Below are 22,417 nucleotides of genomic sequence, written 5' to 3'. Positions count from 1 at the left end.
ACGGGGGCGCGGACCCTAACCACCACCGAGCGTGAACATGAGTGCATATATCGAGAACCTGCAGCGGCGCATGGGCGCCGCCATGCCCGTCGCGAAATCGTCGCTGAGTGATCGGTTTGTAACGTGGTACGGCGCCCTGCCGGAGGTCGCGCGGAACCGCCCGTTTTCGATGGTCGAGTTTGAGGCTGCACTCGGCACGCAGGGGAAGTACATTAGCCCGGTTCTGCTGCAGTTAGGCTGGCAGCGCAAGCGTCGCTGGAGTTCGCACGGACAGTACCATCGGTATTGGGTGTCGCCGGCCCTGAAAACTCCTTGTGACCGTGCCGGCTAGCCCCCACATGCGGCGCTAATGACTGGACTCATCGCATTGAGCCGGCCACTGTAATTGCGCGGGTCGCCGACATTCTCTGCCACCTGCATGACTCGTTCTTTCACGGAGTTGCAATATCCGATCTGCTCCTCGCGTTGGCTAATCAGGCGCGGATTCAGTCGGCAGGTCGTCCGCATCGTGGGCACCATTGAATTTAGACGACCGCTGACATTACGCGAGTCGCCTTGACTTGCAAGGCTTGCCGAGCGATCAATGCTAGAAAAGCAAGCTCTGATCTGGTACTCGAGACCCTGGCTAACCGATTGTGCGCCGGCGCCACCAACAAAAATCAGAGACAAGCAGGCTGCCAATAGCGCACTGTCAAAATTGGCATATCGAATCATTTTGACGCCTCCGTTCGCGATCTGACGGGAGGTAGTGACAGGATCTCAATCCTCCCCTGATATGGTGATACAACGACGCGAATTTCGCGCGCCCAAATAGTAGTCGACCGATCCGACCTACTTGCTTCGGTATGAACCGCCTCGTTGAAGGGTCAATTTGTCCCCCCCGACGTCGGGGTAGATGGACCGGTCTGCGGATCAAACGCCTGACCGAACGCCGTCTCTGGAATGGAAATTGCGGCGCAATATAGCGCCGCCCAGCGCGAACTAGCGTTGAATCGGATCATTGCTATGGTCGATTCGTCCGCTTGTCGATGTTGGGGGCCCGTAAGCGTGTGCGGTGACAGTGGGAGATCTGTCTCATTGCGGATACACCATGGCAATGTCGCGCCCGTTGCGCCGCACCGGCACCGCGATGCCGTGCACCCCCGCCTGCTCCAGCGCGGTGTAGATGCGCGAGACCGACACGTCGAGCGCGTCAACGTCGACCCACACGTCGCCGTCCACATCACGCACTTCGATATGCATGCGCACCCGCAGGTTGGTGCCCACGAAGTCCCCGAGCTGCACCATGCGGGATTCGGTGCGCACCACCCGGTCGCGAACCTCTTGCAGAATTTCCAGTTCGGTAGTCATCACGCTCTCCTATAAAGTCACAACATCGCGGATGCGTTCGCCAGCGGCCGGGGGGGTGAATTTTCCCCGTACCATCGAACACCGATTCACACTTTCGTTGGCGAAACATTCCCGGGCCCGAATTTGCGACGCAAGCGATATTTCAAGCGCTGCGAGGATGATTCTTGCGACGGTCAGATTACGCCCGCGGCCATCGCACGGCTCCTTCGTATAGCGACAACAATTGCTCGCCCAGATTGACGAGCGCAGCGCGATTGGCTCACAGGCGGAACGCAAAAATTGTTCCATGCTGGTCAGATAATTGATTATCCCAAGGATTTTCCTCTGGACCGATTCAAACGACATCGCTATCAGCCGAAAACGTTTCATGGCTGAAACGTGGGGGACTGGAGTCGGGGTGTCTATGGGGATTTGTGTGTTGGCGAAGCGCGCGCGATAGGATGTGATTTGCGCGCGCCCGAACCGGGGGGCGTGATTGAAAGAGTTGCAACCCACTAACTGACGATACGACGGCGTGCTTGGAGGCCTGGCGCTTGCGTATTCCTGTATTTGGTATCCGTCGGATCGGCGAGGCGGCCACCATGAACGGTGATCGGGGCCGCTGGTTGCGCCTGGCGAACCACAGCGACGAGGGGCAGGAAGCGACCCACTACCGCCGGTCGCGTTGTCAGCAGTCAAAAGGCAGGTAACGAGGTGGTCCGGTCACCCGGCTATACTTGCTGAAAGTTGGCAACTGGGTCGCCTCAAGGGCGCCCGCCCGGTTGATTCCACGGATGTCATGGGCCGCTGAGGTCCCACAATTGCCGGTTGTTCGGGAAGATTGGGAACAGGCTGGGGCGCTCCTGCCCATCCTGGGCGCGTTTTGGCAATTCGGTACCGGCTTAGAAGGAAATGAAGTTCGCTTGTCGACCGGGTCGTGCGATCACGCCAGAAGTCGAGTTTGGGCAGCTCAAAATTTCAGTCGTTACGGGGTGACACCGACTTACGAAGAGGCGTAGCCAATGCCTTTCGCCTACCCTCGCCACTTCCTTTATCATTCGCATGACGCCAACTAGGGCCAAGAGCGACCTCGCGTATGACAGAGAACCAGAACCCAGAACAAAAGGCCCGAGACAATATCGACGCGCTGCTTAAGCAAGCAGGTTGGGTCGTTCAATCAGCGAAGAAGATTGATTTCGGCGCGGGGCTCGGCATCGCTGTCAGGGAATACCAAACCGATGTCGGTCCGGCTGATTATGTCTTATTGGTCGACAAAAAGGCAGTCGGAGTTATCGAGGCAAAGAAGGAAGACCTTGGCCACAAGATCACCGAAGTCGAACAGCAGACCGAAGGTTACGCTGCTGCCAAGCTAAAGTGGGTGAACAACAAGGAGCCCTTGCCCTTTCTGTACGAGAGCACCGGCATCATCACTCGTTTCACCGATAGCCGTGACCCCAAGCCACGCTCCCGCGAGGTGTTCAGCTTCCATCGCCCGGAAACCGTCAAGCAATGGTTATCCCAAGGCGGCAGCCTGCGCCGGCGCTTGCAGACGATCCCCGCTCTGAATCCGAACCACTTGCCCGCCCAGGAACTGCACCTGCGCGACTGCCAGGAAATTGCCATCACCAACTTGGAGGAATCTTTCAAGGCAGATCGACCTCGCGCCTTGATCCAGATGGCCACTGGTGCCGGCAAGACCTACACCGCCATCACCTCCATCTATCGGCTGCTCAAGTACGCCGAGGGAAAACGCATCCTCTTTCTCGTCGACACCAAGAACCTTGGCGAGCAGGCCGAGCAGGAAATGATGTCCTACGTTCCGCTTGACGATAACCGCAAATTCACTGAGCTTTACAACGTCCAGCGGCTCAAATCCTCGTACATCGCCAAAGATAGCCAGGTATGCATCAGTACCATCCAGCGCCTGTACTCCATCCTCAAGGGAACTGAGCTCGACGAAGCCACCGAGGAAATCAATCCAGCCGAGCTCGTTCAGCCCAAGGCTCCGATGCCCGTCGTCTATAACGCCAACATCCCTCCGGAATTCTTCGACTTCATCTATATCGACGAATGCCACCGCTCGATCTACAACCTCTGGCAACAGGTCATCGACTATTTCGACGCCAGCCTGATCGGTCTTACCGCCACGCCTGATAACCGGACCTACGGCTTCTTCAAGAAAAACGTCGTCAGCGATTACAGCCACGAAAAAGCCGTGGCCGATGGCGTCAATGTCGGCAATGAAATCTACGTCATCGAAACGCAGATCACCAAAGCTGGCAGCGAAATCAAAGCACAGCAGCAGGTCGAGCGGCGCGAAAAGCTCACCCGCAAGAAGCGCTGGGAACAGCAGGACGAAGACGAGGCTTACTCCGCGACTCAGCTCGACCGCAATATCGTCAACCCGGACCAGATTCGCACCGTCATCCGCACTTTCCGCGACAAGCTGCCCGAAATATTCCCCGGCCGCGAAGAAGTGCCCAAGACCCTCATTTTCGCCAAGAGCGACAGCCACGCCGACGACATCATCCAGACCGCCCGCGAAGAATTTGGCGAGGGTAATGCCTTCTGCAAGAAGCTTACCTACAAGAGTGATGAAGACCCCAAGTCTGTCCTAGCCCAGCTCCGTAACGATTACTACCCGCGCATCGCGGTCACCGTGGACATGATCGCCACCGGCACCGACGTCAAACCGCTCGAATGCCTGCTCTTCATGCGCGACGTCAAAAGCCGCAACTACTTCGAGCAGATGAAGGGGCGCGGCACCCGCACGCTTGACATGGACGATCTAAGGAAGGTCACGCCGTCTGCCAAGAGCGCCAAGACCCACTATGTCATCGTCGACGCCATCGGCGTTACTAAGTCGCTAAAGACTGCAAGCCAGCCCCTCATCAGCAAGCCCTCGGTCCCACTCAAAGATTTGGCCATGGCCGTCATGATGGGCGCCACCGACGAAGACACGGTTTCGTCCCTTGCCGGCCGTCTGGCCCGCCTCAACAAGCAACTCGATGCCGACGAGCAACAGCAAATCCGCGATGCCGCCGGCGGCGTCGAGCTCAGCCAGATCGTCGGCAGGCTGTTTGGCGCCATCGACGCCGACAACATTGAAGCCAGAGCGTTGGAGCTTGCCGGCCTTCCAATAGGCTACGACCCCGGCGATACCAAGCGCCAGCAAGCGCAAGAGCAATTAATAAGTACCGCCTCCAGTGTCCTCAACGGCGAGCTGATCGAACTCATCGACGCCATCCGCCGCGACAAAGAGCAAACCATCGACCACGACAACATCGACATTGTTCTGCGTGCCGAATGGGACAAGGACGCCGCGAACAATGCCCAGGCCCTCACCGATGAGTTTGCCGAATACCTGAAGTCCAACCAAGACAACATCGGCGCCCTCACCATCTTCTTCAGCGAGCCGTACAGAAGGCGCGAACTCAGCTTCGACCTTATCCGGCAGGTACTCGACAAGCTCAAGATCGACAAACCCAAGCTCGCGCCACTGCGCGTGTGGCAGGCCTACAGACAGTTAGACGACTACAAGGGCGAGCAGCCGATCAGCGAGCTCACGGCGCTCGTTGCGCTCATCCGTCGCGTCTGCGGCATGGATGAAAAACTATCTACTTTCGACAACACCGTCCGCCGCAACTTTCAGAACTGGGTGATGAAGCACCACTCCGGCGGGAGCGAGAAATTTAACGAGGAACAAATGAACTGGCTGCGTATGATCCGCGACCACGTTGCCAACTCTTTTCACATCGAGCGCGACGATCTGGAAATGTCACCCTTTGATGGGCAAGGCGGGCTGGGAAAGATGTATCAACTGTTTGGAACCCAGATGGATACGTTGCTGGATGAGCTGAATGAAGTGCTGGTGGCATGATGACGGCCAAACATTCCACTGAGCTCCCGAGTGGCTGGAGATTAACCGTACTCTCAGAAATAGCTGTCATTAATCCGACGATTGATAAATCTAGTATTCCCGATACGCTGGAAGTTTCTTTTGTACCCATGCCGGCCGTTCAAGCCGGGACGGGTGGCATTGATGTATCTCAAACACGTCTGTTTGGGGCAGTAAGAAAAGGCTATACCCCATTTCAGGAAGGGGACGTCCTTTTTGCAAAAATCACCCCTTGTATGGAAAACGGTAAGATGGCCGTTGTTCCCCAACTTAAAGGCGGGCTTGGGTTTGGGTCGACCGAATTTCACGTACTACGCCCTCATCAGGGTATCGATAAGAACTACCTTTATTACTACGTTTCCTCCGAGAGCTTTCGCCGCGAAGCGCAACACAACATGTCCGGCGCGGTTGGCCAGCGACGCGTCACAACCCCGTATTTGACCGCCTGCAAACTTCCGCTTCCGCCCGAACACGAACAACGCCGCATCGTCGCCAAAATAGAAGAGCTGTTATCCGAGCTGGACAATGGCATAGAAGGCCTGAAGACCGCTCAGGACCAGCTCAAGGTCTATCGCCAGGCCCTGCTAAAGCACGCCTTCGATGGCAAGCTCACCGCCCAATGGCGCGCCGACAACCCGGACAAACTCGAGACCGCCGACGCCTTGCTGAAGCGCATTCAGCTAGAGCGCGCGCAACGTTACCAGCAACGACTCACTGATTGGGAAGCAAGTGACAAACAAGGCGGCAAACCAAGAACCCCGAAAGCTCTACCGCGTCTGACGGCTGAAGAGTTGGGCAAATTGCCGGATCTACCGACCGGGTGGTCGTGGGTGAGGCTAGGAGACGTTGCAACAATCATTGCAGGACATGCCTTTGAGAAATCTGAGTATTCTGATTCTGGAGTGAGACTGTTTCAAATCGCAAACGTATCTTTCGGGGAGGTCTCTTGGGATAAAGAAGTTCTCTTGCCTAATGAATATTGGGAAACATTTGAAGAGCTAAGGTTATTTCCGGACGATATCGTCATGGCTTTAAACCGGCCGTTAATAGGCGATGACTTGAAAATTTGCAAGTTGCGCACAACTGACTCTCCATCGATTCTTTACCAACGAGTCGGCAAGTTTGTCCCTCACGAGCCCAATATTAGAAATCTGATCTATTGGTATTTGCGATCACCAATATTCATCAGCTCACTCAAAGCAGAGTTGCGGGGAGTGAACATTCCGTTTATCAATCAATCAAGATTGATGGAATATGCAATTCCTTTATTTAGCTTTAGCGAGCTGTCGTATTTGGTTGATGAATTGGAACGAGTATTCAGTGAGGCAATACATCTCGACCAAATCATTACCACCGCCCTACAACAGGCCGAAGCCCTGCGCCAGTCCATCCTGAAAAAAGCCTTCTCCGGCCAGTTGGTGCCGCAAGACCCGAACGACGAGCCAGCTTCGGCCCTGCTCGCCCACATCAGGGCGGAGAAGTTCGCCGACTCTCAAGACAAGAAAGCCCGCAAATGAACGCAACCGCATCCATCGTTTCCAAGGTCTGGAGTTTCTGCACCACGCTACGCGACGACGGCGTGGGCTACGGCGACTATCTGGAACAACTCACTTACCTGATCTTCCTCAAGATGGCGGACGAGTACAGCCAGCCGCCGCATAACCGCGAGGTTGGCATCCCGGCCGAATACAACTGGCAGAGCCTCAAGGCCAAGCGCGGCGCCGAGCTGGAAGTCCATTACGTAACGCTGTTGCGCGAACTGGGAGGCAAGCCCGGCATGCTCGGCGCGATCTTCATCAAGGCCCAGAACAAGATTCAGGACCCGGCCAAGCTGTATCGCCTGATCGACATGGTGAATGAAACCCAGTGGGTCACCATGGGCGCGGATGTAAAAGGCGACATCTATGAAGGGCTGCTCGAACGCAATGCAGAAGACACCAAGTCTGGCGCTGGCCAATATTTCACGCCGCGCGCACTCATTCGTGCCATGGTTGAATGTGTTCGCCCTGAATCTAACAAGACGATCGCTGATCCTGCCTGCGGCACCGGCGGCTTCTTTCTTGCCGCGTATGACTTTCTGGTGGCGACGCACCAGATGAATAAGGCGCAGAAGGCCTTCCTCAAGCACGATACCTTCTACGGCAACGAGATCGTTGCCAGCACTCGCCGACTCGCCTTGATGAACATGTTCCTTCATAACATCGGCGAGATCGACGGCGACAGCATGATTTCCCCTAACGATGCGCTGGTCGCCAGTTCGCCGCAAACTTACGACTATGTGCTCGCCAATCCACCCTTCGGCAAGAAGAGCTCTATGAGCTTCACGAATGAAGAAGGCGAACAGGAAAAGGACGACCTGACCTACAACCGCCAGGATTTCTGGGCCACCACGTCAAACAAGCAGCTCAATTTCGTCCAGCACATCCGCACCATGCTCAAGACTACCGGGCGCGCCGCCGTGGTCGTGCCTGACAATGTCTTGTTCGAAGGCGGCGCCGGCGAAACCGTGCGCAAGAAGCTGATGGGGAACACCGATCTGCACACGATTCTGCGGCTGCCGACCGGCATCTTCTATGCCAATGGCGTTAAGGCAAACGTGCTGTTCTTCGACAACCATGCCGCCAGCAAAGACCCTTGGACCAAGGAAGTCTGGTTCTACGACTACCGCACCAACATTCATCACACGCTCAAGAAGAAGCCGCTCCGCTTTGAGGACTTGAAGGATTTCATCACCTGCTACAACGCGGGCAACCGCTTTGAACGCAAGGAAACGTGGAGCGAGAGGAACAACCCCGAGGGCCGTTGGCGCAAATTTACCCACGAGCAAATCTTGGCTCGCGACAAAACCAGCCTTGATATTTTCTGGCTCAAGGACAAAAGCCTTGTCGACCTCGACAATCTTCCCGAACCGGACGAGCTAGCCATCGACATCATCGACAACCTCGAGGCCGGGCTGGATAGCTTCCGAGCGATTGCTGCCGCACTTGATGCCTAATCGTCACATCCTGTCATATGCCGACAGTCGCAGGCAACAGCGGTTTTTCGAGAGATGCTGAAGCGGCTGGACGGCTGACCAGTCTACCCACACATTTTCTGTGTCCTTGCCGCATAGAGCGCATATGTCCGTCTCGAAGCCAACGATGAGCTGTTGTGACGTCAGTTTGCTTCCCATTCAAAGGCGGCTGATCATGGTCTCGGCCTGCTCGTTACTTGGTAGGTCGAGCGTGAGCAGGTCGCCGTGCTCACGATGACGTGAAGGTGCGTCGGGCATGGATGAGGCTAACTGGCCGCACCCAGTCGGCCACTGTCCTGGTGATTTCCGGCCGGCTCAACTCGGCCGATTCTGTTGAAAAACTCGGTGACGGTCGATCTCGTGAGGTTTTTCGGGTCGCTTTACCCTTAATCGATGCTCGCGAGCGGTTTGTAGGCCGATCTAAGAGGTCGAATTTTTTGCCAGAGGTTCGAGAGCGGCGTGCTACGAGTTTTTCAACAGAATCGACCCACTCCGGACGCTCGCGATTCGCGTCACCGGACGTTCGCGGGCGGCGGTGGGCGGGCACAATTGCCACGCGGCGGCTGCCTGATACGCTAGCATGAAGCCGTCGGGTGCCGGCCGCGTTAGCTCAGACCCATCGAAGCGGGAATGAGACGGAAGCGCTGCGGCTGCTTTTGGTGCTCCGAAAGGGATGTGGCGAAACGTGCAGCAACGAACAAGGGGGCCGTGATGGCGCACGAGGAGGGACTTCCGGGAATCGGGCAGTCGCAAGAGATCGGACAAGACGCGACTCGGTGCCTGCATACGAATGCCCCGAGGAACTGGGTTACGCCCAAGGACTTGGGTGGAACGGACGACTATGGCCTTGATTTTCAGATTCAACTGAAAGTTCAGAGCCAAGCAGCCGCGATATTCCGATTGCAGCTGAAAGGGACCAAGAGCCCGACGTTCATCGAAGGCGGCAAGTTCATCTCGATTCCTTTGTCCGCCTCGACGTTGCGCTATTACCGCAACGTCGCGGAGCCGATTCTGCTGGTCGTGTGCGACCTCAGCGCGAACGCAGACCCTCGCCAGTGCCCTCTCTACTACACCTGGGTACGCGAGGAACTTCGACGAGTCGACGTCGACGGCTTGGATCTGGAACAGGAGAAGGCCAACCTGCGAGTTCCCACGGCAAACCAACTCACCTACGAGTTGGACTTGCTGCCGGCCGTCCAGAACGCCAACGAGCTGGCAGAAGCTGGGCACGCGTTGGATGTGCGGGTCGCCGACTTGCGCCCGGAACTGCAGCCTGAGCAACGCGTCGAGGTCGTGCGCGACCTTGCCGAAGGCTTCAACAAACGCAGCGCCGCCTTCTTGGAAGCGGTCGCCGCGCCGGCCAGCGAGCATTGGCCCAAGCCGGAGGCGGGCACGCTAGCCGCGGACTTGATAGACGCAGCCAAGCTGCTGAAGAACGGGAAGTTGGACAAAGCGATCGCAGTACTGGATCGCGCGGAGGCGAGGCTGAAGGGCGCTGTGGACCTCGAACGCGGCGAGTTTCACTTTCTCAGGGGCCGTCAGGCAATGCTGAGTGGCGACGACAAGGCTGCTAGCTTGGCTTTCCTGCTCGCTGCTCGGACGACAGGTCAGAGCAAGCATTGGGCAGCCTGGGTCGAGAGCGAGCTGCGCAGGCGCTACGACCCGAACGACTCAAACATCGCGGATCTCGATTTCTCCGACGTGCTCGACCATCTGCCGAAAGCCACGGATGCGGTGCTCGCCGCCGCCAGGGCGAGGCTGCTAGCTGCCAGCCACAAGCCCGACGAAGCTCGCGCTGTGCTGGTCCAATTCCCGGGCGCCGAGAGCATGGCTGGACTCGGCGTGGTTGAAACCATGAACGGCAAGTGGGACGCTGCGTTGGCGGCCTGCGATGCGGGGCTGGCGGACCCGCAGTGCTCCGATTCATCGCGCCTGCTGTTTCAGATCCTCAGGGCCCGCGGCAAATTTCACAAGTCTCTTGCGGCGGCAACCCGAAAGGTCGAGGAGGAGATCGTTCCGCCTTCCGGCCCTCCCGGCGTGGATGCTGAGCTCCTGAGGCGAGCATGGAGCGACATCCTCGTGGTGGTTGAGTCGATGGACGAGATCGGCTGGGCTAGCAACTCCGAGTTTGTCGCCGATATCCTGGCCGCGTGCGCAGCCATGCTGGGCAAGCAGAAGGAAGCGTTGACGATCTTGCGCTCGGCGGTTCAGAAGCGCCCGGCGTCGCTGGCCTTGAATGCTTCTTTGGAAGTGATCGCTGCGCAATGCGGGCAGTTCGATGTCGCGCTGGAAGCCAACATAAGGCTCGACCGCAGCGACACGCAGATCTTGCGCCGGATCGCGTTCCTGTACGAGGTGGGGAAACGGAGGCGCGAGTGCGTCGCGCTGACGGAACAGGAGCTACCCAAACTGTCTCGCGACCACCAGCTTTTCGGAGCGGTGCTGGTACTTGCCGGGCGAGCGGCGCACGACATGGCTCGCGAGGACCTTGTGAAGTCGTGGTCGGATCTGCTCGAATCCGACGAGAACCTGCGCCCCCACGCAGCGGTCCTCGGCTACCACTTGTCTGTGGCGAAGAGCCCCTTGAGCGCCTCGGATGCTCTGGCGGTGCTGGCGAAGCGTCACGAAGATCTCAGACGGCCGTTGCCGACGGCGATCACACTCTTCGAGGAGATCGACCCGGCCAGTGAGGCGCAAGCGCCTATGCTTCTCGAGTTGGCCAAGGAGCTGAGGGCGCACAGCCGGTTGGCGCCCGGCATGTCAGTTCACCTTGGCATGGCTCTGGTCACGCTAAGAGAGTGGGACAAACTCCTCCAACTCTGCGACGAAGCCGAGCGCGAGTTCGATGGCAATCCTCGTCTGGTGGCGTTCAAGGGCCTCGCGCTGGATCGGCTTGGCAATACCGGGGGCGCTCGGCAAGTCCTGAAGAGCATGCTGGACGGCGGCATCGCCGACAGCCTCGCCCTCAGGACCTACATCAACATCATGGTTCGCTGCGGCTTCTTCGACGAAGCGCTCGTGGCGGGCGAGCAGATTCTCGACGCCGCGAGCTCGGCCGCGCAGAAGCGCGATTGCATCCGCCTCCTGTTCAACCTGGTGCAAACCAAGAATCCGAACGATCCGCGCTTGGTCGACTTAGCCGTTCGGATGGGAGAACTCGCCGAACCCACAAACGAGGCCGAGGAGGGCGTGTTTCTCGCGATGGTTCTTGTGGGCACGAGCACCAGCTACGGCGCACTGAGCCCCGAGAAGCAGAAGGAGATCAGCGGGCGCGCCAACGCTTTCTTCGAGCGATTTCCGGATTCCAAGGTGTTGCGGCGAATCGACACTGGCAATGCCTCGGGCGACGAGCTTTTGCAGCGACTCAAAGAGATCAGCGGCGTCACTGAGGAAAGGCAGCGGGCGCAGGCGCGCATGGAGCGCGAAATGCGGGACGGGAAGCTGCCTATCCCCTTTGCTTGGCGCCCCAAGCTCGCGCTTCTGAACATAAGGGATCAACTGCACTTGTGGGAAGTGAGCAAGCGGGTCACCCCCGACGACAAGCAGTTCCATCTCACCATGGAAACCGCGGATTGGAAACCAAAGCGCGCGGCCGATCTGCGGGGCAAGATCCCGTTGGTCGACTTGACGACGCTGTTCGTCCTGCTCGACCTGGATCTGCTCGACGCCCTCTTTGCGCAGTTCACGACAGTCGCGATCGCGCAGAGCACCCTGGCGGAGCTCGCGACGCTCTGCCAAGTGTTCTCTGGTTGCCCCTGGCGAGACAAGTGCTTGGACCTTCAAAGCCGCCTGCGCGCGAAGCTCGGACAGATCACGCAGCCCATCGCACAGTCGCAGGACGAGGAAGAGGTCGAAGCTCAGCAAGGCATTCCTGTTTCGGCCGGGGAGATCAAGACCCTCTGCACCACGGGCGGCTACTTCCTGTATTCGGACGACTTCGTCTTCCGCGTCTGGTGCCTAGGGGAAGCCTCGGTGCAGCAGTCCATGAGCACTCTTGACCTGCTCGAAGCGCTGGAAGAGGGAGAAATCATTGATCGGGCGAGGGCTGCGAGGGAGGTCGCGAAGTTGTGCGCGTGGAACGTCAGTGTCGTAATCCTGCAGAAACACCAGCTTGCGATCGTGCCCCAAGGCGCCATCGCAGCCCGGAACATCTTCGAGGGAGTCGGAAGACTACAGGGCGACGAGGACTTCATGTCCATCGCCACCGGCATGTGGGATTTCCGTTCGGACTTCCTGCGCAATCTCAACCACGTCGCCGCCGTGCTGCAAAACCTGGTCAATGAGCCGTCCGTTCCCACCGTGGTCGCCGCATCTTTCGCGGGCGTGTGGTACTTGAAGGCGAAAATCCGCCACGACGCGCCTCGTCCGCCGCTCACGCTGTTGGCCAATCTCGCGCTGGCCGTTGCCGCGACATGGGTGGGATTGGGCGCCAAGGCGAAGCCGGAGGCTCACCGCCGACTGATACAGGTTTTCATGCACCTGGTCGAATTGGAATTCGGTGATCGCATGGACGAAGTGGCCGAGAATCACGCCTATCGCGAGCTCGCGCGTTGCGCGGTCGAGTTCGACGCGAAGCTCAAGGAAAAGCTGTCGCCGCTGCGCGCGTGGATCCTTGAGGGATTCGAGGCGGGAACCGCACCATATGACATTTTCTCCGACGCATACAACGCGGCATATACCGCGTTAGCCGTGCGCGCCGAGCGACAGGGAAGATGACCTTCTCCATGTTGTCCGGCGTGTGTGCCGCCGCGTGGGCAACGCACCGTTACGCTCTTGCGCTTCCCACCGCCGGTTTCCGACAACATCAACTGCTTGCTCGCTGGCCACGACGTCGAAGGTCCGGTTATCGGACGGCCGGCCGAGCATCTCTTCATGGCTGACCTCGGACACTGGCCTCCGTCGAGTCCGGCCGCCGTAATCGTAGGGCTCAATCATGTGCCAGCGATGACCGCCGCTTCCGCTAGCCCACACGAACTGAAACGATCGGTCAGAGGCTACCGAATTCGGTGATCATGAGCGCGCCTGCGTATGCAGCGCTAGCGCTTTCTCTTCCGACCTGGCATCGCCCATCATGAACTGCATGCAGTTCAAAGCGAAATTGTAACTATTAGCCTTTTGGGGGAAAAATTTATACGACACGGTGCAAGGCGCACCCCACCCCTGAATCGGATGGCCCCCTTGGGGTGGTCCCCCGGGGTAAAGAATTCTTTCCAGTGGAAGACATCGAGATCGCCCCACGCGTCGTCGTTGAGGCTAGAGCAAGCTGACTTGGCACGCCGCTATGTATACAGCGGAGCCCGTTTTCCGGCGTGTGTGGTGCTGGTGGATGTTTTGACCAACGGTTCGAATCGGGTTACACATCGGTTACATGGAGCCCAAAACGAAAAGGGGTTACGAGCAAAAACGCTGTAACCCCTTGATTTTATTGGTGCCGGCTGCAGGACTCGAACCCGCCACCTGATGATTACAAATCAACTGCTCTACCAGATGAGCTAAGCCGGCGAAGTCGCGTATTGTAACCGATTCATCGGTTACTGACGACCCCCTGTCAGGGCGAAATCATCCGGCGACGGAGGCCTTTGGGGAAACACGCACAAAGCGCCCACCCCGCTCACCCGCGCTCTCGAATTACTTCACCACCTTCAGGCGAGCCCGTCCGGTGCTGCCACCCGCCGCGCCATTGCCACCTGGGCGCGTCGGATCCGAATCGTCGTCGCTCGCGGCCTGCACCGACGGCACCGCTTCCAACTCGGCACCCTCCTCCGCAGACGCCTGCTTGTCGACCGGGAATGCCATCCCCTGGCCATTCTCGCGAGCATATATCGCCAGCACGTTCGGCACCTGCACTTCCACTTTCTGTGAAATGCCGCCGAAGCGGGCGCTGAATTCAATCCAGTCGTTGCCCATCTGCAATCCGCTCGTGGCATCGAAGCTGATGTTCAGCACGATCTCGCCATCTTTCACAAACTCGCGCGGTACTCGCGTCCTGGCATCGACATGCACGGCCAAATACGGTGTGTACCCGTTGTCGGTACACCACTCGTACAGCGCGCGCAAAAGGTAAGGCTTGGTAGACGTTTCAGGCATATGACCAACTTATCCCGCCGCGAAACCCGCCCACCGCACTCGGCAGGCCAGCCTCGCCAGCGGTTCAATCAACGCATCAGCGACGCATGACCTTTTCGGACGGCGTCAGCGCTTCAATGTAGGCCGGACGGCTGAAAATCCGCTCGGCATACTTCATCAACGGCGCGGCATTCTTCGACAACTCGATGCCATAGTGATCCAGACGCCACAACAACGGCGCAATCGCCACGTCGAGCATCGAGAACTCCTCGCCCAACATGTACTTGTTCTTCACGAAGATCGGCGCAAGCTGCGTCAAACGATCGCGAATCGACGCACGCGCCTTCTCATGCGTCTTCTCCGCCGCCTTGCCCTTTTCGTTCTCGAGCGCGCTCACATGCACGAACAGCTCTTTCTCGAAATTGAACAGGAACAAACGCGCACGCGCACGCTGCACCGGATCGGCCGGCATCAACTGCGGATGCGGGAATCGTTCGTCAATGTACTCATTGATGATGTTCGATTCGTACAGAATCAAGTCGCGTTCAACAAGAATCGGCACCTGACCGTACGGATTCATCACCGCAATGTCTTCCGGCTTGTTGAACAGGTCGACGTCACGGATTTCGAAATCCATGCCTTTTTCGAACAGAACCAGCCGGCAACGCTGGGAGAAGGGGCACGTAGTGCCCGAGTACAAAACCATCATAGCGCGTCTTCCTTAAAAACCAACGGGGCCGGGGCGGGAAATCGACGCTCCCCATACCCTGGCCCCGTCGTACAGACGTTATTTTACTTCACGTCCTTCCAATAGGCCGCATTCAGGCGCCAGGCAAGTACCGTAAAGAGTCCCAAGAACAACAAAACCCAGACACCCAACTGCCGGCGTGTGCGTTGCGCCGGTTCCGACATCCAATCCAGATAAGATACCAGATCAGCCACGGCAGCATCGAATTCCACCGGTTTCATCGTCCCCTGCGTAATCTGCACGAACTGGGCCGGACCATGCTCCGCCCCCTCCCCATGCTTCAATCCCCGCTGTCCCTGCAACTGCCAAAGCGGGTTTGGCATGCCCACATTCGGGAACACCAGGTTGTTCCACCCCGTCGGCCGCGCATCGTCTCGATAGAACGTACGCAAGTAGGTATACAGCCAGTCCGTCCCCCGCGCCCGGGCCTCGACCGACAGATCCGGCGGCGGTGCACCAAACCACTCCTTGGCATCCGCCGCACGCATGGCCACGGTCATCGTGTCGCCAATCTTGTCCGTCGTGAAAAGCAGATTGTTCTTGATCTCTGCATCCGACAATCCCAGATCCTTCAGGCGCGAATACCGCATCGACGCCGCCGAATGGCAGTTCAGGCAGTAGTTCACGAACAGCTTCGCGCCTCGCTGCAGCGAGGCCAGGTCGTCGATCCGATTGGGCGCCGTATCCAGCGCCATACTTTCTTCAGCCAAGACCGGCGCCGCGAAACCACTCAGGAGCGCCAGGACAAGCAACAGTTTTCTCATCGTGATATCCCTAGTCGTCGTTGGCGTGCGCTCAATGCGCCGCGAAGGTCACGCGATCCGGCACCGGCTTGAACGTGCCGCGTTTGCTCCACAGCGGCATCAGCCAGAAGAATCCGAAGTAGTACAGCGCGCCGACCTGCGAAATCGCGGTCTTCATGGGCGTCGGTTCCTGAATGCCCAAATACCCCAGCACCGCAAAAACAACGACGAGAATACCCAACAACACTTTGTGGAATCCCGGACGGTAACGAATCGACTTCACCGGGCTATGGTCCAGCCACGGCAGGAAGAACAGCGTGACCACCGCGCCGCCCATCACCACCACGCCCCAGAACTTGGCCTCGGTCAGATACATCGCCAGCAGCAGCAACACGACACCGCCAGACGCCGCCACCTTCGTGGTCGCGGCCGCTTTGCCTTTGACCCACCAGATCGCCGTAACGATCACCGCCAGCCCCATCAACAAATGCTTGAAGTCGTCGGTCGTGGCGCGCAGCATCGAGTAGAACGGCGTGAAGTACCACACCGGCGCAATGTGCGGCGGCGTCTTGAGCGAGTCGGACGGAATGAAGTTGTTCGCTTCCAGGAAGTAACCGCCCATCGTCGGCGCAAAGAACACGATCGCCGAGAACACCATCAGGAACACGCCCACCCCCATGATGTCGTGCACCGTGTAATACGGGTGGAACGGAATGCCATCGAGCGGCCGGCCGTTGGCGTCTTTTTTGTCCTTGATCTCGATGCCGTCAGGGTTGTTGGACCCGACTTCGTGCAACGCGATGATGTGCGCGACGATCAACCCGATGAGCACCAGCGGAACGGCGATCACGTGGAACGCAAAGAAGCGGTTGAGCGTGGCATCCGATACCACGTAGTCGCCGCGAATCCACAGCGACAGGTCCGGACCGATGAACGGAATCGCCGAGAACAGGTTCACGATCACCTGCGCGCCCCAGTATGACATCTGCCCCCACGGCAGCAGATAGCCCATGAACGCTTCAGCCATCAGGCACAGAAAGATCAAGCATCCGAACACCCACACCAGCTCACGCGGCTTGCGGTAGGAACCGTACAACAGCCCGCGGAACATGTGCAGATACACCACGACGAAGAACATCGATGCGCCCGTCGAGTGCATATATCGAATGAGCCAGCCCCACGGCACTTCGCGCATGATGTACTCGACCGACGCGAACGCGAGATTGGCGTCGGGCTTGTAGTTCATCACCAGGAAAATACCGGTGAGGATCTGAATCACCAACACCAGCATGGCCAGCGATCCGAAGAAATACCAGAAGTTGAAATTCTTGGGCGCGTAATACTCGGACGCGTGCTCCCTCCAGAGCTGGCTGAGCGGAAACCGGCGATCGATCCAGCCCAGCAAGCCCGTCGTGTCGACCTGTTTGTCGGCGGCCATGATTACGCTTCTCCTTTTTCGTCTTTACCGATCACGAGCTTGGTGTCGTTCACGAACATGAACCGGGGAACGTCGAGATTCTTTGGCGCCGGCTTGTTCTTGAAGACACGGCCAGACATATCGTAGGTCGACCCGTGGCACGGGCACAGGAAACCCGGATCGGGGCCCAGCGCGGCGTTGGCGTTCGCCTGGTAAGGGCCGGAAGGAATGCAACCGAGGTGAGTGCAGATGCCGACGACCACGAGCAGATCCTTGTGCTCGACACGCGCGCGGAACGCGTTCTTGCAATAGTCGGGCATCGGGTAGGAAAACGTTTCCTTGGAGTCCGGATCGGCCAACTCCGCCGTCACTTTGGACAGCGAAGCCATCTCGTCAGGCGTGCGACGCACGATCCACACGGGCAAGCCGCGCCAGGACACGGTCATCTTGTCGCCTGGCTTGAGATTGCTGATGTCTGCCTCGACGGGCGCCCCGCCTGCCTTGGCGCGCTCCGAGGGTTCGAGCGAACTGACAAAGGGAACCAACGTTGCAACGCCGCCCACGCCTCCCGCTACGGACGTTGCAATCAACAGATTCCGACGGCTACTGTCGACGGCCTTTTCTTGATTGTCACTCATCACAAGCCCCACACGGTTGAATTGGTATTTCCGTCAACCTTAAATCATACGCGAGCGTGAATGCCTGAAACAACGGCAAAACGCCCCAGCCTCCTAGTGGTTTTCGCGTATTTTCAAAGGATTAACGTACCCTGCGGGTGGCCAGCGCTCACCCGGGGTTTCGCTTCTGGGATGCTGCACGAGAACCGTCATGATCGCCGCTTTCGTTGACGCGTGCACGACATTTAGTCATCATTTTCCCTGTCTCGTCCCGGTGACATCGTGCGCGGCCTGTGGCATTCGCGTGACATTTCGCGTGACATTATTTGACGCGACCCCCGCCGCAGCCGTGCGGCCCGCACGGAATTACCGGTCAATCAATGCCAGTTCATGAGTCCCGGTGTAGCGCGATGCTCCTCCGGGTCACGCAACATAACAGGGAGAAATGGCATGAGCTTCATGTCGGAATTCAAGGAATTTGCCGTCAAGGGCAATGTGATCGATCTGGCCGTCGGCGTGATCATCGGCGGGGCCTTCGGCAAGATCGTTGATTCGGTCGTCAAAGACTTGATCATGCCGATCGTGGGTGCAATCTTCGGTGGCCTAGATTTCTCGAGCAAGTTCATTCTGCTTGGCACCATCCCGCCCGACTTCAAGGGCAACCCGACGTCCTACGCCGATCTGACCAAAGCCGGTGTGGCCGTCTTCGGTTACGGCAACTTCATCACCGTCGCCCTGAACTTCCTGATCCTGGCCGTGATCATTTTCCTGATGGTCAAGCAGATCAACCGGCTCAAGCGTCCGGAGGCGGAAGCCCCGGCAGCCCCCGCGCCCACGCCGGAAGACATCGTTCTGCTGCGCGAAATCCGCGACAGCCTCAAGAAGCAGAACGGGTAAAGCTGCGCAGGGCGGCCTCGTGCCGCCCCCGAAAGGCGCCTCAGGTCAAGCCGGGTTCGGCATATCGAAGAATCGATGCGTGAGCCCGAACCGGGCTGCGACATGCTCGCCAATGGCCTTCGCGCCGCCACGCTCGGTCGCATGATGGCCCGCCGCCAGATAACCCACGCCGCTCTCGAGCGCGAGATGCTGGGTAGGCTCGGAGACTTCGCCGCTGATATACACATCCGCGCCCGCCCCGATGGCAGCCTCGAAGAAGCCCTGCGCGCCGCCGGTGCACCACGCAACACGGCGCACCTCGCGATTCGGGTCGCCCAACAACAGCGGCGCGCGCCCCAGCCTTGCTTCAACGTGGGCCGCAAGCGCCGCCAATGTCGTCGGCGCGGCGGGTGCGCCAAGCCATCCAAGCTGATCCGGGCCAAAACGGCCGCCGTCGTCGGAGAAGCCCAGCGACTTGCCGAGTTGCGCGTTGTTGCCCAGTTCGGGATGGGCATCGAGGGGCAGGTGGTAGGCGAACAGGTTGATGTCGTGACCGATCAACACCCCCAAACGACGTCGCTTCATCCCGGTAATTCGGGCATCTTCGCTCTTCCAGAAGTAACCATGGTGAACGAGGACGGCATCGGCGCCCCAGTCGCGGGCGGCTTCGAGAAAAGCCAGGCTGGCGGTCACGCCGCTGGCGATTTTCTGAATCTCGCCGCGCCCTTCGACCTGTAGGCCATTCGGGCAGTAATCGCGAAATTGCGCGATTTGCAGGGTATCGTTCAGATACAATTCGAGTTCAACACGATTCATATAAGGTCTCGCTCTTTCATGCTCAGACGCTTCTGGCTACTGTTCGCGCAAGCGGTCACCGTGCTGCTTGCGTTGCTCTTCATCGTCGCCACCCTCAAGCCTCAGTGGCTGCAACGCCAGGGTTCGTTCGGCAAGCAACTGGCCAATCCCATCATCGCCCTGCAGGAAGTCGCGCCGAGTCTGTCCGAGAAGCCGTCGACCGGCTCGTACGCCGATGGCGCACAAAAGGCGATGCCTGCGGTCGTCAGCATTTTTTCCAGCAAGGAACAAAAGCAGAATCGCGATCCGCGCCTCGATGATCCGTTGTTCCGGTATTTCTTTGGCGACGGCGGCGGCACAATGCGGCAAGACCCGGTCTCGAGCCTCGGCTCGGGCGTGATTGTGAGCAGCGAAGGCTATATTCTCACGAATCATCACGTGGTGGACGGGGCCGACGAGATCGAAGTCGCCCTTGCCGACGGCCGCAAGGCCCGCGCCAAGCTGGTCGGCAGCGACCCCGAAACCGACCTCGCGGTGCTCAAGATCACGCTCGACAACCTCCCCGCCATCACGCTGGGCCGCATGGAACAGGTGCGCGTGGGTGACGTGGTCCTCGCCATCGGCAACCCGTTCGGCGTCGGCCAGACGGTTACGATGGGCATCATCAGCGCGCTGGGGCGCAATCACCTCGATATCAGCACGTTCGAGAACTTCATCCAGACGGACGCCGCCATCAACCCCGGCAATTCGGGCGGCGCGCTGGTCGACGTCAACGGCAACCTGCTCGGCATCAACACGGCGATCTACTCGCGTAGCGGCGGCAACATGGGCATCGGCTTCGCGATTCCCGTGTCGACGGCGCGCTCGGTGCTCGAGAGCATCATCACCACCGGTTCAGTCACGCGCGGCTGGGTCGGGGTCGAGCCGCAGGACATCACCTCGGATATCGCCGAGTCGTTTGGCCTGCAGCAGGATTCGGGCGTCATCATCGCCGGCGTCGTGCAGGGTGGCCCCGCCGACAAGGCCGGCGTCCAGCCGGGCGACATCCTGACAAAGGTGAACGACGCATCGATTCGCGACACCACCGAACTGCTCAACGTCATCGCCCAGATCAAGCCGGGCACGCAGGCCAAGCTGAACGTCACGCGCAAGAAGAAAGCGATGGATCTTACCGTGACGATCGGCAAGCGCCCGCCGCCGCCCAAGCGACCGGCGCAGGACGGTGCGGACGGTGGAGACGGTACCGACGGCGGCGATGGCACCGACGGGAACAGCGCCGACTGAGGGCATCGGACCGCCCGGAAGGACACAACGGCTGCGCCTGGGCGCGGCCGTTTTCATTTGCGTCGCCGCGACGGGCTTCGCCCATTGTCACGCCTGCCCTCGTGCATCTTCGGCCCTCGCCTGCGGCGATCGCCTACAAAAAAAGCACGGGCCATGAGACCCGTGCTTTTCTGTATCTGCATTATCGATGTCGCGAGCCGACTGTGCCGCGGCAAGCCACGCCAAGGTTACGGCGTCGCTTCGCCGTTCCCCTCGCTGCCTTCGTCTTGCCGATGGCCCTGTTTGACGAACAGCCGCGCCGCGATCAAGCCCAACTCATAAAGGATACAGAGCGGGATCGCCAACATCAGTTGCGAGAGCATGTCCGGCGGCGTCACGACGGCAGCCAGCACAAAGGCACCCACCACCACGTACGGCCGAATCTGCTTGAGCTTCTCGATGCTCACCACGCCCATGCGCGCGAGCACCACGACGACCACCGGCACTTCGAAGGTCACCCCGAAGCATAGGAACATCGTGAGCACAAAACTCAGGTAATTGTCGATATCGGTGTTCATCTCCGCACCCAATGGCGCGTTGTAATGCGCCATGAAGTGGAACACGGTCGGGAACACCAGGAAGTAGGCGAACGACATGCCCAGCAGGAACAGCGTGTAGCTGCTCACGACCAACGGCATCACCAGCTTCTTCTCGTGCTGATACAACCCTGGCGCCACGAACGCCCAGGCCTGGTACAACACCACGGGCAGCGCAATGACGAACGCCACCATCATCGTGACCTTCATCGGCACGAAGAACGAGCCGGTAATATCGGTGACGATCATCTTGCCGCCCGCGGGCAGCGATTGCATCAGCGGGCGAGAGAGCAGGCGGAAGATGTCCGGTGCCCAGTAGACCAGCGAGAGGAACGCCACGATCACCGCCGCGCCCGCGCGAATGATGCGATTGCGCAGCTCGATCAGATGCGAGATGAAGGTCTCTTCGGAGCCCCCGTCGGGGATTTGCTTGTCGTCGCTCACGTCGACTTATCCAGGAATGAAGCCGGCACAGTGCCAGATGGCGGGAAGTTCGGTGCGCAAGCGCCTCAGAAGAACTTGACGGGCCGGCGCAACTTGGCCGGTGTGTGACGCGCCACACGCGCCGCCCCCGACTGCACCTGCGTGCGCGTGGCGCTGGCCTGCTTGAACCAGATCGGCGTAGCAGTCCGGCGTACGCGCCAGTTGCGGCGCTTGGTCGACGCGCGGATACCGGACGTCACGACGGGTTCGGAAAGGTAGCTGTCGGAATACCCGGTCGCCGCATCCGTACCGCCGCCGGCGATCTCGCCGGACGACGTGCCCGTGGCACTCGCCCAGGCGTCGTTGAGCGACGCCTCCTGCTCGTGCAGTTGCTTCTGAATGGTGTTCTGTGCGCTGCGGGCCGCGTCCTCGAACTGCGTGCGCATATTGCGCAACTCGTCGAGTTCCATTTCGCGGCTCACCTCAGCCTTCACATCGTTGATATAGCGCTGTGCGCGGCCAAAGAGCGCGCCCGCCGTGCGCGCCACTTTAGGCAAGCGCTCGGGCCCGATTACGACCAGCGCAACAACGCCGATCAACATCAGTTTGGAAAGACCGAGATCGATCATGTCG

16 protein-coding genes and 1 tRNA gene are annotated in these 22,417 nt (G+C 59.2%); 7 read left to right on the top strand and 10 right to left on the bottom strand.

Translation table 11 applies throughout. The features are described from left to right. Positions 1 to 37 precede the first annotated feature (37 nt). Positions 38 to 331: a hypothetical protein gene (locus tag PanNE5_RS09325; protein ID WP_261939649.1), complete on the top strand. Its 294-nt coding sequence runs from the start codon at positions 38 to 40 to the stop codon at positions 329 to 331. A gap of 743 nt (positions 332 to 1,074) precedes the next feature. On the opposite strand, the gene PanNE5_RS09320 is transcribed toward PanNE5_RS09325, so the two are convergent. Continuing rightward, positions 1,075 to 1,350, bottom strand: a complete 276-nt coding sequence (locus PanNE5_RS09320; RefSeq protein ID WP_261939648.1) for a hypothetical protein — start codon at positions 1,348 to 1,350, stop codon at positions 1,075 to 1,077. A gap of 1,075 nt (positions 1,351 to 2,425) precedes the next feature. Between PanNE5_RS09320 and PanNE5_RS09315 the strand changes: the two genes are divergently transcribed. The 4 genes from PanNE5_RS09315 (at position 2,426) to PanNE5_RS09300 (ending at position 12,956) form a co-directional block, all read left to right on the top strand. Further along, positions 2,426 to 5,209: a type I restriction-modification enzyme R subunit C-terminal domain-containing protein gene (locus PanNE5_RS09315; protein WP_261939647.1), complete on the top strand. Its 2,784-nt coding sequence runs from the start codon at positions 2,426 to 2,428 to the stop codon at positions 5,207 to 5,209. After that, entirely contained in the window at positions 5,206 to 6,744 is a 1,539-nt protein-coding gene (locus PanNE5_RS09310) for a restriction endonuclease subunit S (protein ID WP_261939646.1), read from the top strand. Before PanNE5_RS09315 ends, PanNE5_RS09310 begins: the two co-directional genes overlap by 4 nt. Continuing rightward, positions 6,741 to 8,222, top strand: a complete 1,482-nt coding sequence (locus PanNE5_RS09305) for a class I SAM-dependent DNA methyltransferase (RefSeq protein ID WP_261939645.1) — start codon at positions 6,741 to 6,743, stop codon at positions 8,220 to 8,222. Before PanNE5_RS09310 ends, PanNE5_RS09305 begins: the two co-directional genes overlap by 4 nt. A gap of 693 nt (positions 8,223 to 8,915) precedes the next feature. Continuing rightward, a complete protein-coding gene (locus PanNE5_RS09300) occupies positions 8,916 to 12,956 on the top strand; it encodes a DUF4365 domain-containing protein (protein ID WP_261939644.1) in 4,041 nt (1,346 codons plus the stop codon). Between the two features lie 710 nt (positions 12,957 to 13,666). Here the strand turns inward: PanNE5_RS09300 and PanNE5_RS09295 are convergent. The 6 genes from PanNE5_RS09295 to petA form a co-directional block, all read right to left on the bottom strand. Beyond that, a tRNA-Thr gene (locus tag PanNE5_RS09295) sits at positions 13,667 to 13,742 on the bottom strand. Positions 13,743 to 13,868: 126 nt separating this feature from the next. Then, on the bottom strand, positions 13,869 to 14,327 hold the full coding sequence (locus PanNE5_RS09290; protein WP_026132067.1) for a ClpXP protease specificity-enhancing factor: 459 nt from the start codon (positions 14,325 to 14,327) through the stop codon (positions 13,869 to 13,871). 76 nt (positions 14,328 to 14,403) lie between these two features. Next, on the bottom strand, positions 14,404 to 15,015 hold the full coding sequence (locus PanNE5_RS09285) for a glutathione S-transferase N-terminal domain-containing protein (RefSeq protein WP_023593906.1): 612 nt from the start codon (positions 15,013 to 15,015) through the stop codon (positions 14,404 to 14,406). Between the two features lie 83 nt (positions 15,016 to 15,098). After that, the gene (locus tag PanNE5_RS09280) at positions 15,099 to 15,818 is read right to left on the bottom strand and encodes a cytochrome c1 (RefSeq protein WP_026132066.1); all 720 of its coding nucleotides are present in this window, start codon (positions 15,816 to 15,818) and stop codon (positions 15,099 to 15,101) included. Between the two features lie 31 nt (positions 15,819 to 15,849). Next, positions 15,850 to 17,235 (bottom strand): cytochrome b, encoded by a 1,386-nt coding sequence (locus PanNE5_RS09275; RefSeq protein ID WP_017234587.1) that lies wholly within the window; start codon positions 17,233 to 17,235, stop codon positions 15,850 to 15,852. A gap of 2 nt (positions 17,236 to 17,237) precedes the next feature. Further along, complete coding sequence (gene petA / locus PanNE5_RS09270; RefSeq protein WP_017234586.1) at positions 17,238 to 17,852, bottom strand: ubiquinol-cytochrome c reductase iron-sulfur subunit; 615 nt, start codon at positions 17,850 to 17,852, stop codon at positions 17,238 to 17,240. A 429-nt stretch (positions 17,853 to 18,281) separates the two neighbouring features. Here petA and mscL point away from each other — a divergent pair, with 429 nt between their 5' ends. After that, the gene (mscL, locus tag PanNE5_RS09265) at positions 18,282 to 18,728 is read left to right on the top strand and encodes a large conductance mechanosensitive channel protein MscL (protein WP_017234585.1); all 447 of its coding nucleotides are present in this window, start codon (positions 18,282 to 18,284) and stop codon (positions 18,726 to 18,728) included. A 45-nt stretch (positions 18,729 to 18,773) separates the two neighbouring features. Here mscL and PanNE5_RS09260 read toward each other — a convergent pair whose 3' ends face one another. Then, positions 18,774 to 19,523, bottom strand: a complete 750-nt coding sequence (locus tag PanNE5_RS09260) for a Nif3-like dinuclear metal center hexameric protein (protein WP_261939643.1) — start codon at positions 19,521 to 19,523, stop codon at positions 18,774 to 18,776. Positions 19,524 to 19,541: 18 nt separating this feature from the next. Here PanNE5_RS09260 and PanNE5_RS09255 point away from each other — a divergent pair, with 18 nt between their 5' ends. Next, positions 19,542 to 20,786: a Do family serine endopeptidase gene (locus tag PanNE5_RS09255; protein WP_017234583.1), complete on the top strand. Its 1,245-nt coding sequence runs from the start codon at positions 19,542 to 19,544 to the stop codon at positions 20,784 to 20,786. A gap of 227 nt (positions 20,787 to 21,013) precedes the next feature. On the opposite strand, the gene tatC is transcribed toward PanNE5_RS09255, so the two are convergent. Continuing rightward, positions 21,014 to 21,805: a twin-arginine translocase subunit TatC gene (gene tatC / locus PanNE5_RS09250; RefSeq protein ID WP_017234582.1), complete on the bottom strand. Its 792-nt coding sequence runs from the start codon at positions 21,803 to 21,805 to the stop codon at positions 21,014 to 21,016. Between the two features lie 65 nt (positions 21,806 to 21,870). Further along, positions 21,871 to 22,413 (bottom strand): Sec-independent protein translocase protein TatB, encoded by a 543-nt coding sequence (tatB, locus tag PanNE5_RS09245; protein WP_017234581.1) that lies wholly within the window; start codon positions 22,411 to 22,413, stop codon positions 21,871 to 21,873. Positions 22,414 to 22,417: the final 4 nt, after the last annotated feature.

It is taken from the genome of Pandoraea sp. NE5 (assembly GCF_024363545.1).
In the GTDB taxonomy this organism is placed as follows: domain Bacteria; phylum Pseudomonadota; class Gammaproteobacteria; order Burkholderiales; family Burkholderiaceae; genus Pandoraea; species Pandoraea cepalis.
The sequence above is the reverse complement of the archived record's forward strand: the minus strand, read 5'-3'. Positions and strand labels throughout refer to the sequence as shown.

Coding starts and splice junctions, on each gene's coding strand:
- PanNE5_RS09325 (WP_261939649.1), top strand. CDS start 38: ATGAGTGCATATATCGAGAACCTGCAGCGGCGCATGGGCGCCGCCATG.
- PanNE5_RS09320 (WP_261939648.1), bottom strand. CDS start 1,350: ATGACTACCGAACTGGAAATTCTGCAAGAGGTTCGCGACCGGGTGGTG.
- PanNE5_RS09315 (WP_261939647.1), top strand. CDS start 2,426: ATGACAGAGAACCAGAACCCAGAACAAAAGGCCCGAGACAATATCGAC.
- PanNE5_RS09310 (WP_261939646.1), top strand. CDS start 5,206: ATGATGACGGCCAAACATTCCACTGAGCTCCCGAGTGGCTGGAGATTA.
- PanNE5_RS09305 (WP_261939645.1), top strand. CDS start 6,741: ATGAACGCAACCGCATCCATCGTTTCCAAGGTCTGGAGTTTCTGCACC.
- PanNE5_RS09290 (WP_026132067.1), bottom strand. CDS start 14,327: ATGCCTGAAACGTCTACCAAGCCTTACCTTTTGCGCGCGCTGTACGAG.
- PanNE5_RS09285 (WP_023593906.1), bottom strand. CDS start 15,015: ATGATGGTTTTGTACTCGGGCACTACGTGCCCCTTCTCCCAGCGTTGC.
- PanNE5_RS09280 (WP_026132066.1), bottom strand. CDS start 15,818: ATGAGAAAACTGTTGCTTGTCCTGGCGCTCCTGAGTGGTTTCGCGGCG.
- PanNE5_RS09275 (WP_017234587.1), bottom strand. CDS start 17,235: ATGGCCGCCGACAAACAGGTCGACACGACGGGCTTGCTGGGCTGGATC.
- petA (WP_017234586.1), bottom strand. CDS start 17,852: ATGAGTGACAATCAAGAAAAGGCCGTCGACAGTAGCCGTCGGAATCTG.
- mscL (WP_017234585.1), top strand. CDS start 18,282: ATGAGCTTCATGTCGGAATTCAAGGAATTTGCCGTCAAGGGCAATGTG.
- PanNE5_RS09260 (WP_261939643.1), bottom strand. CDS start 19,523: ATGAATCGTGTTGAACTCGAATTGTATCTGAACGATACCCTGCAAATC.
- PanNE5_RS09255 (WP_017234583.1), top strand. CDS start 19,542: ATGCTCAGACGCTTCTGGCTACTGTTCGCGCAAGCGGTCACCGTGCTG.
- tatB (WP_017234581.1), bottom strand. CDS start 22,413: ATGATCGATCTCGGTCTTTCCAAACTGATGTTGATCGGCGTTGTTGCG.